Origin of the sequence: Cryobacterium sp. N21 (assembly GCF_002929575.1) — a bacterium.
GTDB lineage: Bacteria > Actinomycetota > Actinomycetes > Actinomycetales > Microbacteriaceae > Cryobacterium > Cryobacterium flavum.
Window position 1 is genome coordinate 169,112 of the sequence record NZ_PJJQ01000031.1, and the last position, 14,520, is coordinate 183,631.

Here is a 14,520-nt window from a genome sequence, read left to right on the forward strand (position 1 = left end):
CGCTCTATGGATTCTTTGACTCTCGTCATGCTGGCCGTCCTGGCCGTACTCGTCTTCTTCATGTTCCGCAACGGCCGCAAGCGCAAGAGGGACCAGGAGGCCCTGCAGGCCACCATGGTTCCCGGCGCCGACGTCATGACCAACTTCGGCATGTACGGCACGATCATTGCCATCGATGAAGAAGCCAACAAGGTCGAGCTGCAGATCGCGCCCGGCGTCATCGTCGAGATCCACCGCCAGACCATCGCTCGCGTGGTTGAGCCGGTTGTCGCCGACGAACTCGACGACGAGAGCGTTCAGGCCATCGACTCGCTGAACGAGCCGGAATTCGGCCAGCGCGTTGCCGACCTTGACACCGACACGACCGACCAGCCCAAAAAGGGTGACGCGTAGTCGTTTTTCGGCAGGCATAGTTCGGTACGGCCTATTTCGTAGGGCATACTCGCTTGGCACGTTTATTTATTGCACGAAACGCACGTAATGCATCAAGCGGCGCGTCCACACAGTTTGGTGTGGGCGCCAACAGAAAGCTGAGTTCATAGGTGGCTAAGTCGTCTCCGGTCAAGAAGGCCTGGCGTTCCCTGACCTGGCTTGGCGTGATTATCGTCGGCCTCATCGCCCTCAACGCGTTCGGTGTATTCACCCAGAACGGATCGTGGACGCCGAAACTGGCCCTCGACCTCGAGGGCGGAACCCAGATCATCCTCGCCCCGCAGGTGGAGAGTGGCGCGACAGTCACCTCGGAGCAGCTCGACGAGGCCGTTGGGATCATTCGACAGCGCATCAACTCGTCTGGAGTGTCGGAAACAGAAGTCAACACTCAGGGCGGTCGAAACATCGTCGTCTCGATTCCAGGCACCCCCGATGATGCCACCCTGGAGCGCATCAAGTCCTCGGCGAAGCTCGAATTTCGGGCCGTACTCGTAGCCGGGCAGCCGTCCGGCCAGACCGTCGGGGCCGACGGCACCGCAACGCCGGCGCCGCAGGCGACGGTTGATCCGAGCCTGTCAACCACACCGGCCGTTGCACCGACCGACGCGAGCGACCTGAACTACGTCACCCCGGCTCTTCAGGCCGAGTACGACGCCTTCGATTGCAACAAGATCAACAGCACCAACGTGGCGCCCGCCGACCAGCCCCTGATCACCTGTGAGACCGACGGCTCGGTCAAATACATCCTCGGCCCGGTCGAGGTCGACGGTTCCACGATCTCGGACGCGACCAACGGCCAGCGCACCACTCAAAACGGCGCGACCACCGGCGAGTGGGCCGTCAACATCGTCTTCAACAGCTCGGGAACCTCGAAGTTTGCAGACGTGACGACCCGCCTGTTCAGCCTGACCGGTGTGCAGAACCAGTTCGCCATCGTGCTCGACGGCCACGTGATTTCGGCCCCGGCCACCCAGGGTGCCATCCTCGACGGCAAGCCTCAGATCACCGGGTCTTTCGATCAGGAAAGTTCCAAGGCCCTGGCTGACCAGCTCAAGTTCGGTGCACTCCCGATCAGCTTCACCGTGCAGAGCCAGGACACCATCTCGGCAACGCTCGGTTCGACCCAGCTGCTCAACGGCCTCATTGCCGGATTGATCGGTCTGATCCTCGTCGTCCTCTACTCACTCGCTCAGTACCGCCTGCTCGGTTTGGTCACCGTTGCGTCCCTCGGCGTGGCAGCGGTGATCACCTACCTGCTGATCACCATCCTGTCCTGGCGTGAAGGCTACCGTTTGTCACTGGCCGGCGTCGCCGGTTTGATCGTGGCCATCGGTATCACCGCCGACTCGTTCATCGTCTACTTCGAACGCGTCCGTGACGAGTTGCGTGATGGGCGCGGGCTGGAGTCCTCGGTCGAGGCCGGCTGGAAGCGAGCCTTCCGCACCATCGTCGCCTCCGACGTCGTCAACTTCCTCGCGGCCGCAGTGCTGTTCGTGCTCGCCGTCGGCAACGTACGCGGCTTCGCCCTCACCCTGGGCCTCACTACCATCGTCGACCTCCTCGTGGTCAGTCTGTTCACCCACCCGATGCTGCAACTGATCGCCCAGACCAAGTTCTTCAACGAGGGCCACAAACTCAGCGGCCTTGATCCGCGAGCCCTCGGTGCTGTCTATCGTGGTCGAGCGCGGTTTGAACCCTCGGCTTCCGTGCCGGCGACCAAGGTCTCCTCCTCGAGTAAAGAGGCGGCGAAACGACAAACCATCGCGGAGCGCAAGGCTTCCGAGCTCGTGGGTTCCAGCACTGATCGATCAACGGACGGGAAGGATTCCTGATGGCCAGCTTCTCGAAATTTGGAAATGACCTCTACACGGGCGCTCGTTCGCTGAACATCGTCGGGCGTCGCAAGCTGTGGTATCTGATCGCCGGCGGCATGATCCTCATCGCGCTGGTCGGCCCGTTCCTGCTGCGCGGCGGCTTCGTTTTCGGCATCGAGTTCACCGGCGGCAGCGAGTTCGTCGTCTCGCAGACGAGCAGCCAGTCAGAGACCACCGCAGTGGATGCCGTTTCCAGCGTCGTTCCGAATGCCGTACCAAAGGTCTCCACCGTCGGCACCGATGGCGTTCGAGTACAGACCGACCAGCTATCCGAAGGCGAGACGACCGGAGTGCGCGACGCATTGGCCACCGCCTACAACGTGCCCGTCAAGGAAGTCGCCACCTCCTTCATTGGCGCCACCTGGGGGCAGGACATCACCGGGCAGGCACTGCGTGCCCTGGTCGTGTTCCTCGTGCTCGCCGGCATCATCATGGCCATCTATTTCCGCACCTGGAAAATGTCCGTGGCGGCCATGGTCGCCCTGCTGCACGACCTGGTCATCACCGCGGGGTTCTACGGAATCACCGGTTTTGAAATCACACCCGCGGCCGTGATCGGATTCCTCACCATTTTGGGATATTCGCTCTACGACACCGTCGTGGTCTTCGACAAGATTCGCGAGAACACCAACTTCGACGGGTCCGGCTCGAGCCGGACCTTCTCCGAGTCGGTCAACCTCGCCGTGAACCAGACCCTCGTGCGCTCGATCAACACCTCCGTGGTCGCGGCTCTGCCCGTGGCATCCATTTTGTTTATCGGTGCGTTCGTCTTGGGCGCCGGCACGCTGCGCGACATCTCGCTCGCGCTGCTCATCGGAATTCTGGTCGGAACCTACTCGACCATCTTCATCGCATCACCGCTGTACGCCCAGCTGCGCAACAACGAGGACGCTATTCGCAAGCACGACAAGAAGGCCCTCGCTGCGCGCGCCAAGGCCTCGGCCCCGGCCGCGGCCAGCGTCACCGCCTAGTCAGCTCAGTTGGCACGACCGGAACGGCCAGTCCCTGCGGACTGGCCGTTTCTGCAGATGACTGGGTAGGCCCCGCACAGAGCGTTATGCCGGAGGCGTACGGACTGCGCCCGCAGAACCGGCATAATTGATGGAACGCAACCCCGCGTCTTTCGGCGGGCGTGACGCACGAGGTGAGACTATGACGGACACAACGACCCCCTCCCCGGCCTCGCTGCGCCGTCTGGTTCCTCGCATCTTCTCTCGGGCCCAGCCCGCCGGTGCTGTTGACCGCCTGATCAAGACGGTGCGGTTGAACCACCCGAAGGTCGACCTGTCGATCATCGAACGCGCGTATACCGCCGCCGAGCGAGCGCACGACGGACAGCTGCGTCGCAGCGGCGAGCCGTACATCACCCACCCAGTCGCCGTGGCGCAGATTCTGGCCGACCTGGGCATCGGTACCAAAACCATTGCGGCCGCCCTGCTGCACGACACCGTCGAAGACACCGATTACACCCTCGACGCCCTGCGGGCCGACTTCGGCGATGAAATCGCCATGCTCGTCGATGGTGTCACCAAGCTCGACAAGGTGAAGTACGGCGACTCGACCCAGGCCGAAACCGTGCGCAAGATGATCGTCGCGATGTCCAAGGACATTCGCGTCCTCATTATCAAACTTGCCGACCGGCTACACAACGCCCGCACCTGGGGCTTCGTTCCCAACGAATCCGCCGTGCGCAAGGCCACCGAGACCCTGGAGATCTACGCCCCTCTCGCGCACCGCCTGGGGATCCAGACGATCAAGTGGGAACTCGAGGACCTCTCCTTTGCGGTGCTGTACCCCAAGCTCTACGCCGAAATTGAAAGCCTGGTCAAGCAGCGTACTCCGCAGCGCGAAGAGTTCGTGCAACAGATCATCGACACCATCAACGACGATCTCAAATCGGCGCGCATTCGCGGCAAGGTTGCCGGTCGCCCCAAGCAGTACTACTCGATCTACCAGAAAATGGTCGTGCGCGGCCGCGATTTCGACGAGATCTACGACCTCGTCGGTATTCGCGTGCTTGTGAACTCGGTGCGGGACTGCTACGCGGTGCTGGGATCCATGCATGCCCGCTGGACGCCGCTGCCCGGCCGGTTCAAGGACTATATTGCCACCCCGAAGTTCAACCTGTACCAGTCCCTGCACACCACCGTGCTCGGGCCGAGCGGTCGCGCGGTAGAAATTCAGATTCGCACGACCGAAATGCACCAGCGTGCCGAATTCGGTGTCGCCGCGCACTGGAAGTACAAGGAGCAGGTCAACGGCAAGAGCGCTGGCGGCCCCGGCCCGCAGAGCGATACCGATATGGCTTGGCTCGCCCATATTTCTGACTGGCAGGCCGAAACGGCCGACCCAGGCGAGTTCCTGGACTCCCTGCGGTACGAGATCGGTGCCAAAGAGGTTTACGTCTTCACGCCGAAGGGCCGGGTCATTGGCCTCCCGTCCGGCGCGACCCCGGTCGACTTTGCCTATGCGGTGCACACCGAGGTGGGACACCGCACCATGGGAGCCAAGGTCAACGGCCGGTTGGTGCCGTTGGAGAGCGAGCTGATCACCGGTGACGTGGTCGAGGTGTTCACCTCGAAAAACCCCGACTCCGGCCCGAGCAAAGACTGGCTGAACTTCGTCAAGAGCCCCAGGGCCCGCAACAAGATTCGGCAATGGTTCACAAAGGAACGCCGCGACGAGGCCATCGAGCAGGGCCGGGACGCGATCGCCCGCGCCATGCGCAAGCAGAACCTTCCGCTGCAGAAGCTGATGAACCAGGACTCGTTCGCGGAGGTCGCGGCTCAGCTTAAGTACGAAGATGTGTCGGCGCTTTATGCTGCCGTCGGTGAAGGTCACGTTTCAACCCAGTCAGTGCTCGAGAAGGTCGTCTCTTCGGTACAGAGCATCGAAGACAACGACAGCAACGACTTTCCGGTCGCCGCGCGCGGACGGCCGCAGACCACCCGCAACGGAGATTCCGGAGTGCTGGTGCGCGGTGCACCGGACATTCTGGTCAAACTGGCCCGCTGCTGCACCCCGGTGCCCGGCGACAAAATCGTCGGATTCGTCACGCGCGGCGCAGGCGTCTCTGTGCATCAGGCCGCCTGCCACAATGTGCAGTCGTTGCTCAAAGAACCCGAGCGCATGATCGAGGTCGAGTGGGCGCCAACCTCGAAGAGTCTGTTCCTCGTGCACATCCAAATCGAAGCCCTTGACCGCTCCGGCCTGCTCTCCGACGTCACCCGGGTCTTGTCGGAGCACCACGTGAACATTCTTTCTGCCACCGTCAACACGTCGAGCGATCGCCTCGCGCTCAGCCGCTTCGTTTTTGAGATGGGGGACACCACCCACCTCGACCGCGTACTCAATGCCGTGCGTCGTATCGATGCCGTGTACGACGTGTACCGGGTTAGCGACGGCTAACCTGCGGTCCTGCGCGCGCAGCCCTGCTGGCGCAGCGCAAACAGTGGTGTGCTGACGGCCGTGAAGCGCGCGACAGCGAGAGCGCTGTGAGCGGGGCTGCCTCGCTTGCAGAGGCGGATGGCGGCCGACACGTCGGGGTACTGGCCGTAGTGCAGGAGGCGGGCCAGGAGGGCACTCAGCTCTGACGTGGTCGATGGTGACATCGCCGGCGGTGAAACCGCATAGCGGGCGAGATCGACGGCGGTGCGCAGGGGAGTGGTGACCCGCACCCCCGAGATGGTGCGCACGTCATCGGGCGTTCGCACAATTTCACGCACCGATGCCCGAGCCGACCACACGGTGGTGGCACGCGCGCCGATCAATACACAGAACTGGTGGCGCCGCGGCTCCGGCGTGACGCCGTAGATCCACGCGGCGGTGAGCTGCTCGGCGATGGCGCGGGGCGGGACCAGCTGGCCGGCGGCGATCGCGCGGGTATCGCATCCGTCTATTTCATCGATCACGCACCAGGAGTCCGCGATCTGAAAGACCTGGCCGTCGAGGCGGGCGGCGTAGAGCTCGGCCAGTGGCAGGTCGTTGAGGGTGAGCGGGCGCCCCGGTGGATTCGTCATGCCACCAGAGTGACGCTTAACCAGGTCCAGGCCCCCGAAGGAGCCTGGATCTGTGGAGAAGCTGGTTGCGTGCGCCGAGTGTGGATAACTAAGTGCCTGCGTGCAAGTGCCTGCCGGTTACTGGCCGATCGCCTTGAGCCAGGCCTTACGGGCCTCGAGCGCTTCGGTGGCGTCCTTGATGGCCCGGGCGTTCTGGCCCTCCTGCGCGGTAGCCAGCTCGGCCTCGAGCTTGGCGATCGCGTCGTTCAGCTGCCCGGCCAGACCCTCGGTGCGAGCCTTGGTCTCCGGGTTGTTGCGCTTCCAGTGATCGTCATCGAGCTTGCGCACGACTGCTTCCACCTTGCGCAGGCGATCCTCGATCGGCTTGACCTGATCCCGCGGGACCTTGCCGATGTCATCCCACTTGCGCTGGATCAAGGTGAGCGTGTCGCGAGCGGCGTTGCGGTCGGTGGTAGTGAGCAGGGTCTCGGCCTGCGTGAGCAATTCGAGTTTGACTACCAGGTTCGCCGAGAACTCCTCGTTGTCCTGGGCTTCAACTTCACTCTTAACGGAGTAGAGCACGTCGCCGGCAGCTTTGAACTTGGCCCACATGGCGTCGTCCTGCTTCTTGCCGCTGCGGCCAGCCTTCTTCCACTCATCGAGCAGGTTGCGATACGACGAAACCCCATCGGCACCCTGGGGGGCGAGGGCCTCAGCCTGTTCGATCAGGTGCTGCTTCTTGGTGCGCACGTCTTTGTGGGCGCTGTCGAGCTCGGCGAAGAACGCCTTACGGTTCTGCTCGATCGTGGTGCGTGCGGCCCGGAAGCGCTTCCACAGGTCGTTGGCCTCGCCCTTGGGAATGCGCGGGGCGTCGTGCTGGTGTGCCTGCCACTTGGCGAACAGGGCGTCGAGAGCGGCGCTGGTCTGCTTCCACTGCGTCTTGGCCGGATCTTCGGCGGCGAGACGCTCGGCCTCGGTCACGATCTCGGCCCGCTCAGCGACGGCGGCAGCGGATGCGGCCTTGGTCTCGATGCTCTGCTGCTCGGTGAGCTCACTGACAGCACCGCCGAGAGCGCCGAGGCGCTCGGCCAGGGCGGCGAGGTTTCCGACCGCGTTGGCATTGGCGACGGCAACTTTGAGGTTGGCGACCGACTTGGCGATGTCTGCGGCCGGAGCGCCACCCTTCGCACGTTGCTCGAGCAGGGTGACCTGCCCGTTGAGCTCAACGTACTTACGCTCGAAGTAGGCCAGGGCCTCTTCCGGAGTGGCATCCGGGTACTGACCGACGGCGCGTTCGCCGTCTGCCTCGCGCACGTAAACCGTGCCGGTTTCGTCTACGCGACCCCATGGTTGCTGATCTGTCGTAGTCAAGAGCCTCACCTTTGCTGAGTTGTTGTGTGTGGATCCGCGGGAGTGAAGAGTGCGGAACCTAAGAAATACCCTGATAAGCCTATTGCAATAGCGCAGGGGTGACGATCGATCCTACTGAAGTGTTAAGCCCGTGATCGTCGTTGGCACCGTCGGGGCGCCGTCGCCGGAGCCGTCCGCGGTGCCGGCATCCGTGATCTGGGCCTTGAGCTCGTCCAGTCCGCTCGTGACGTGACCGAGCACGGTGTAGCCGCCGCCCGCGTCGGAGGAGATAGTCGTGTCGTCGTAGACCACGAAGAATTGGCTTCCCATGCTGTATCCGTTGCCGCCCTGGCGAGCCATGGCGAGGGTACCGGCCGGGTAGACGTTATCGGCCGGAGCGTTTTCGACCGGACCATAGCTGTAACCGGGACCGCCGGATCCGTCGCCGGCGGGATCGCCGCACTGCAGTACGAAGAAGCCGCCGTCGGTTAGGCGGTGGCAGCTCACGCCGGTATAGAACCCGCTCTGGGCGAGGCTGACCGTGGACGAGACGCCCTGGGGGGCGCGCGCGCCGTCCAGCTCGATGCCGAGGTTGACATCGTTGAGGCTCAGGGTGCCGGTCCAGGTGCGCCCCTCGGCGATAGTGCTTGCGGGCACGTCGCCGGTGTTGGCACCGGCCGCTGCCGTGGGCGTCGGCGTTGGACTGGACGTTGTAGCTGCCGTCGGCGCCGGGGTACCCGGGCCGCCAGCGAAGTAGAACACCTGGGCGATCACGATCAAGGTCAGCACCACGAGGAGTCCGCCACCGGCGATCAGGTTGTCCCGCACGCGCCGCTTCGTCTGGTGCTCGTGCACCGCCCGTCGGGCCTGGTAGGAACGAACACGTCCGCGCTCTTCACGTGCCGCACGCTCGAGCTTGTAATTCGAAGCCACTTGGAACCCCTCCAGGGCCGTCGGGGTTGGCGACGACCGGACAAAACGTGACCGTACGCCAACGCGGCCGACCTCGTAGAACTCTCTCACAAACTACGCTGGAGGAATGTCGGATGCTCAACAGGGTCTGCGGAGTGGCCAGGCCCCCCTCGCCGTACGAATGCGCCCGAAAACCCTGGACGAGGTGGCCGGCCAGCGTCATCTGCTCACCCCGGGGTCGCCCCTGGTTAGTCTAGCCAGCGACAAGACCGGGGAGCGCGGCAGCGTATCGGTCATTCTCTGGGGACCGCCCGGAACCGGCAAGACCACGCTCGCGCAGGCGATCGCGCACAGTTCCGGACGTCGTTTCGTCGAACTCTCTGCCGTGACGGCCGGCGTGCGCGACGTGCGACAGGTGATGGAAGACGCCCGAACCAACCGCGACCTCTACGGTCTCGCGACGGTGCTGTTTCTCGATGAGATCCACCGCTTCTCCAAGGCCCAGCAAGACACCCTGCTGCCAGGGGTCGAGAACGGCGTCGTCATCCTGGTCGCCGCGACGACCGAAAATCCGTCGTTTTCGATCATTTCGCCCCTGCTGTCTCGTTCTCTGCTGCTCACCCTCGAAGTTCTCAGCGACGACGACCTTGGCATCGTCGTCGATCGTGCCGTCACGGATGCGCGCGGGTTGGCCGACCGGTTCGAACTCGAGTCAGAGGCCCGCGGCGCGATCATTCGCCTGGCCTCCGGGGATGCGCGGCGGGCGCTGACGGCGCTGGAGGCGGCATCCGTTTCGGCGGAATCGACGCTCGAACCCGGCGCGACCGGCAAGCCCGTCATCACGACCGACATCGTCTCGCTCGCCGTTGATCGTGCGCTGCTGCGCTATGACCGCAATGGCGACGAGCACTACGACGTGATCAGCGCGTTCATCAAATCGGTGCGCGGCAGTGACGTCGACGCCGCGCTGCACTATCTGGCGCGCATGATCGAGGCCGGCGAAGACCCGCGCTACATCTGTCGCCGCATCATCGTCCTCGCCTCCGAAGACATCGGCATGGCCGACCCGCAATCGCTCCTCATCGCCGTCGCCGCCGCCGATGCCGTCGCGCTGATCGGCATGCCCGAAGGTCGTATTCCGCTCGCCCAGGCCGTTGTGCACCTCGCGACGGCCCCCAAGTCGAACGCGGCCTACATGGCGCTCGATGCTGCCATAGCGGATGTCCGCGCCGGCAAGATGGGCCGCGTGCCCAAGGGCATGCGCGACGCGCACTACCCGGGCGCCAAACGCCTCGGCCACGGCAAAGGCTACGTCTATCCGCACAACGACCCCCTCGGTGTCGTCGCTCAGCAATACCCGCCGACCGAACTGAAAACCACCCAGTATTACGTGCCGACCGAGCACGGGCACGAGCGCGACATCCACGCTCGTCTCCTGAAAATCCGCCGCATAGTCCGCAACGAATAGATTCGTGACTCAGCTCTGAACTTGCGGCGGCGGGGGATTCTCCGCGGGGTTGCGAGTTTCGCGGAGTGTCCTGCGCACCCGCGATGTTTGAGCGAGGAGCGGATGATCCCTCGACGACGCCCGCCTCGGGAACGCGAGGCGAAGCATCCGCTCTGTGCTAATCTTGACTCTGCCTACAACTGGTTTCGGCATGCGGCTGCGTCCGTTTCCAGTTTGGAGGGGTTTCGTTCTGTAGCCGAACGTCCCATGGCACCCAATCCTCTGATCTCCCATGACGTTTGTGCTGTAGAAACACGCACTCGCCCTGGTATCCCTGTTATTGAGTCCGATTGAAAGGAAACCGTGTCTACCAAGTCACGTACCCGCAGTAAAACTCGCCTCTCGCGCGCCCTGGGCATTGCCCTCACGCCGAAGGCAGCCCGCTTCCTTGAGAAGCGCCCCTATGCACCCGGTGAGCACGGCCGCACCAAGCGCAAGACCGATTCGGACTATGCCGTTCGTCTGCGCGAAAAGCAGCGCTTACGCGCCCAGTACGGCATCCGCGAAGCCCAGCTCAAGATTGCCTTCGAGCAGGCTCGTCGTCGTCAGGGACTGACCGGTGAGAACCTCGTCGAGATCCTCGAGACGCGTCTCGACGCCCTCCTCGTGCGTTCGGCCATCGCCCGCACCACCGCTCAGGCGCGCCAGATGATCGTGCACCGTCACATCCTCGTCGACGGAGAGCTCGTCGACCGGCCCTCCTTCCGCGTGAAGCCGGGCCAGCTCATGCACGTCAAGGCTCGCAGCGAGGGCATGGAGCCCTTCCAGGTTGCAGCAGCCGGCGGCCACGTCGACCTGCTTCCCAAGCTCCCGCCGTACCTCGAGGTAGAGCTCGACAAGCTGCAGGCACGCCTCGTGCGCGCCCCGAAGCGCATCGAGATCCCCGTGACCTGTGAAGTTCAGCTCGTCGTGGAGTACTACGCAGCTCGCTAGTCCAACCGGTACGCTGAAGGGCGGATCACCTCAGGGTGATCCGCCCTTTTTGTATACCCGGGCTCCGCAGGGGCCCCTCGAACTGAGTGGAGTCACCGTGTCAGGTGGAGATATTGCCGGCCTCATCGCTGCCGGCGTGTTCGCGATTCTGGTCGCTGTCATCGCTATTCCCTTGGTCAAACTGGGCCGCGTGTTCGATGAGACCACCGCCGCCATCCATGAACTCAGCGAGGGAATCACCCCGATGCTGACCGAGACGACCGAGACCATCCGTTCTACCAACCAGCAACTGGCCAGGGTCGACACCATCACGAGCAACGTAGCGGATGTCACCGGCAACGTCTCGGCGCTGGTCGCGTTGTTCGCGGCCACGGTCGGCGGGCCGTTGATCAAGCTCGCCGGTTTCTCAGCCGGCGTCCGGGCGGCCTTTCGCGCCGGGCGGCCGCGGCCTCGGCGTAATCGGGGTTGACCGGCTACTCTGGAGACGGCGCTGATATTCTCGCGCCCGACTTATCGATAGCTACGGCTAGACCAGATTCAGGGAGAAGTGCCATGAAGAACGTCATCTGGTTGGTCATCGGCGTGGCCGCGGGCTTCGTGGTGGCCCACGAGGTCAACAAGACCCAGCAGGGCAAGCAGTTCTTCACGGAACTTGATACCAAGGCCCGCGAGTTCGGCGAGGCCATCTCGGAGGGCTACCGCCAGCGCGAGGCCGAGCTGCACGCCGCGCTCGGCGACGTCGCCGCTGATGCCGCGGGTGACGCACCGGCGGCCAGCGCGCCGTAGGCATCCGCTCGACTCAGGCATACCGTTTCACCGCACCACCACATTCATGCACGACAAAAGCTACGGACACCATGCAGACTGCTGACATTCGCGGGCGCTGGCTCGACTTCTTCGCCGATCGTGGACACACCGTTGTGCCGTCCGCGTCACTGGTGAGCGACGACCCCACCCTTCTCTTCACCGTGGCCGGCATGGTGCCGTTTGTGCCGTACCTCACCGGGCTCGTTCCGGCGCCGTACCCGCGCGCCACGAGTGTGCAAAAATGTATCCGTACCAACGACATCGAAGAGGTCGGAAAGACCCCGCGGCACGGCACTTTCTTTCAGATGAACGGCAACTTCAGCTTTGGCGATTACTTCAAGGAAGAAGCCATCGGCTTCGCCTGGGAGCTGCTGACCACGCCGGAGAACCAGGGCGGTTACGGCTTTCGCGAAAGCGACCTGTGGGTCACCATCTACCTCGACGACGACGAGGCCTACCGCTACTGGCGGGCCATTGGCGTGCCGGACAATCGCATCCAGCGCCTCGGTATGGAATCCAACTACTGGTCCACGGGCCAGCCAGGCCCGGCCGGCCCCTGTTCGGAGATCTTCTTCGACCGCGGCCCCGCCTACGGCGCCGACGGCGGCCCGGCCACCGACGACGACCGGTACGTCGAAATCTGGAACCTCGTCTTTATGCAGTACCTGCGCGGCGAAAGCACCGGCAAGAGCGATTTCAAGATTCTCGGCGACCTGCCGAAGAAGAACATCGACACCGGCATGGGCTTGGAGCGCGTTGCGTTCCTCAAACAGGGCGTCGAGAACATGTATGAGATCGACCAGGTTCGCCCGGTGCTCGATCGTGCCGCCGCCCTGTCTGGCCGCCGTTACGGCGCCGACCACGACGACGACGTGCGCATGCGCATCGTCGCCGACCACGTACGCTCCTCCCTCATGCTGATGAGCGACGGCGTCATGCCGTCCAACGAGGGCCGCGGCTATATCCTCCGCCGCCTGCTGCGTCGCAGCGTGCGCGCCATGCGCCTGCTCGGCGTCGACACGGTGAGCCTGCCCGAACTGCTGCCTGCCTCCCGCGACGCGATGAGCGCAGCCTACCCCGAGGTCAAAAGCGACTTCGGGCGCATCAGCCAGGCCGCGTTTGCCGAGGAAGAAACCTTCTTGCGCACCCTCGCGAGCGGTAGCGCCGTGCTCGACCTGGCCGTGGCGAAGACTAAGAAGGCCAACAAGACTGAGCTCGCCGGCCCGACTGCGTTCCTGCTGCACGACACCTACGGGTTCCCGATCGAGATCACCCTCGAGATCGCCGAAGAAGCCGGCCTCAGCGTCAATCGGGACGCCTTCGACGTGCTCATGACCAAGCAGCGCACCATGGCCAAGGCCGACGCGAAGTCCAAGAAGACAACTCTGGCCGACCTGGGTGTTTATAGCGCCTTCCGCGCCCTCGGTGAGACGGTTTTCACCGGGTATGACGACCTGCAGAATGAGTCGAGCGTGCTCGGCCTCATCGTGGACGGTGAGTCCGTCACGAGCGCGGTTGCCGGTGAAACCGCCGAAGTCATCCTCGCCGAGACGGCCCTCTGGGCCGAATCCGGCGGGCAGGAAGCGGATGCCGGCCTCATCGTTGGTCCCGGCTACGAGCTCAAGGTGCTCGACGTGCAAAAGCCGGTCAAGGGTCTGATCAGCCACAAGGTGCTCGTGCAGTCCGGCGAGGTCGGTGTCGGCGACAGCGCCACAAGCGTGGTCGACGAGAGTTGGCGTCGCGGCGCCCGCCAGGCGCACTCCGGTACCCACGTTCTGCATGCCGCCCTGCGCCAGGTTCTCGGCCCGAACGCGCACCAGTCCGGCTCGTACAACAAAGCCGGGTTCTTTCGCCTCGACTTCTCCTGGAACCAGGCGTTGTCACTGGCGACCCGAACCGAGATCGAAGAAATCTCCAACAACGCCATCCGCGACAACCTGCCGGTGACCACGCGAGAATTGCCCCTCGCCGAGGCGAAGGCGCTCGGTGCCATGGCACTGTTCGGCGAAAAGTACGGCGATGTCGTGCGCGTCGTCGACATCGGCGGCCCCTGGTCGCGCGAACTCTGCGCCGGCACCCACGTCTCCAGCAGTGCCGAGATCGGCATGATCAACCTGATCAGCGAGGCCTCGGTCGGTTCGGCGAACCGCCGCGTCGAATCCCTCGTCGGACTCGAAGCGTTCCGTGATCTCGCCGCCGAACGCACCCTCGTGTCGCAGCTCACTTCGAGCCTGAAGACGCCGCGCGACCAGCTGCCCGAGCGCATCAGCGACCTCGTGACGAGCCTCAGGGCGGCCGAGAAGAAGATCGCCGCCTTCGAAGCCCGCGCGCTGACCGACCGAGTGCCCGCACTGTTGGCAACGGCTCGCCGGGTCGGCGCAGTGACCGTTGTCGCCGAAGACCTCGGTGTGCTCGGTTCTCCCGACGACGTTCGGATGCTGGCCCTAGCCACGCGGGAACGTCTCGGTACCGACGCGGTCGTCGTGGCGCTCTCGGCGATCGCCGCCGACAAGCCCGTCGTGATCGTCGCCACCAACCAGGCCGCTCGCGATGCCGGGCACAAGGCCGGTGCCCTCGCCAAGACTGTTGCCGGAATTCTCGGCGGTGGTGGTGGTGGCAAGGACGACCTCGCCCAGGGCGGTGGCCCCAACGGCGACGCCATCCCGGCTGCGCTGCAGGCCGTCGTCGCCGCGATCAGCCGCTAACG

The 14,520-nt window shown here is 64.2% G+C and carries 12 protein-coding genes; 9 read left to right on the forward strand and 3 right to left on the reverse strand.

The features are described 5' to 3' along the window. The first annotated feature begins 6 nt into the window (after positions 1-6). The 4 genes from yajC (at position 7) to CXY77_RS08185 (ending at position 5,714) form a co-directional block, all read left to right on the forward strand. Complete coding sequence (gene yajC / locus CXY77_RS08170) at positions 7-393, forward strand: preprotein translocase subunit YajC (RefSeq protein ID WP_092340030.1); 387 nt, start codon at positions 7-9, stop codon at positions 391-393. Between the two features lie 149 nt (positions 394-542). Beyond that, positions 543-2,264, forward strand: coding sequence for a protein translocase subunit SecD (secD, locus tag CXY77_RS08175; protein WP_092340031.1), 1,722 nt, complete (start codon positions 543-545; stop codon positions 2,262-2,264). Continuing rightward, a complete protein-coding gene (gene secF, locus CXY77_RS08180) occupies positions 2,264-3,277 on the forward strand; it encodes a protein translocase subunit SecF (RefSeq protein ID WP_092340032.1) in 1,014 nt (337 codons plus the stop codon). Before secD ends, secF begins: the two co-directional genes overlap by 1 nt. Positions 3,278-3,458: 181 nt before the next feature. After that, the gene (locus CXY77_RS08185) at positions 3,459-5,714 is read left to right on the forward strand and encodes a bifunctional (p)ppGpp synthetase/guanosine-3',5'-bis(diphosphate) 3'-pyrophosphohydrolase (protein ID WP_092340033.1); all 2,256 of its coding nucleotides are present in this window, start codon (positions 3,459-3,461) and stop codon (positions 5,712-5,714) included. Here CXY77_RS08185 and CXY77_RS08190 read toward each other — a convergent pair. The 3 genes from CXY77_RS08190 to CXY77_RS08200 form a co-directional block, all read right to left on the reverse strand. Continuing rightward, a complete protein-coding gene (locus tag CXY77_RS08190) occupies positions 5,711-6,325 on the reverse strand; it encodes a type IV toxin-antitoxin system AbiEi family antitoxin (protein WP_092340034.1) in 615 nt (204 codons plus the stop codon). The genes CXY77_RS08185 and CXY77_RS08190 overlap by 4 nt on opposite strands. A gap of 117 nt (positions 6,326-6,442) precedes the next feature. Further along, the gene (locus CXY77_RS08195; RefSeq protein ID WP_092340035.1) at positions 6,443-7,675 is read right to left on the reverse strand and encodes a DUF349 domain-containing protein; all 1,233 of its coding nucleotides are present in this window, start codon (positions 7,673-7,675) and stop codon (positions 6,443-6,445) included. A 111-nt stretch (positions 7,676-7,786) separates the two neighbouring features. Beyond that, a complete protein-coding gene (locus tag CXY77_RS08200) occupies positions 7,787-8,587 on the reverse strand; it encodes a peptidylprolyl isomerase (protein WP_092340036.1) in 801 nt (266 codons plus the stop codon). 106 nt (positions 8,588-8,693) lie between these two features. On the opposite strand from CXY77_RS08200, the gene CXY77_RS08205 reads away from it, so the two are divergent. The 5 genes from CXY77_RS08205 (at position 8,694) to alaS (ending at position 14,518) form a co-directional block, all read left to right on the forward strand. Beyond that, positions 8,694-10,034, forward strand: a complete 1,341-nt coding sequence (locus CXY77_RS08205) for a replication-associated recombination protein A (RefSeq protein ID WP_092340037.1) — start codon at positions 8,694-8,696, stop codon at positions 10,032-10,034. Positions 10,035-10,376: 342 nt separating this feature from the next. Next, positions 10,377-11,006, forward strand: a complete 630-nt coding sequence (rpsD, locus tag CXY77_RS08210; RefSeq protein WP_092107727.1) for a 30S ribosomal protein S4 — start codon at positions 10,377-10,379, stop codon at positions 11,004-11,006. 97 nt (positions 11,007-11,103) lie between these two features. Beyond that, positions 11,104-11,475 (forward strand): DUF948 domain-containing protein, encoded by a 372-nt coding sequence (locus CXY77_RS08215; protein ID WP_104090539.1) that lies wholly within the window; start codon positions 11,104-11,106, stop codon positions 11,473-11,475. Between the two features lie 83 nt (positions 11,476-11,558). Beyond that, on the forward strand, positions 11,559-11,792 hold the full coding sequence (locus CXY77_RS08220) for a hypothetical protein (protein ID WP_092340039.1): 234 nt from the start codon (positions 11,559-11,561) through the stop codon (positions 11,790-11,792). A gap of 71 nt (positions 11,793-11,863) precedes the next feature. Continuing rightward, positions 11,864-14,518, forward strand: coding sequence for an alanine--tRNA ligase (gene alaS / locus CXY77_RS08225; protein ID WP_092340040.1), 2,655 nt, complete (start codon positions 11,864-11,866; stop codon positions 14,516-14,518). Positions 14,519-14,520: the final 2 nt, after the last annotated feature.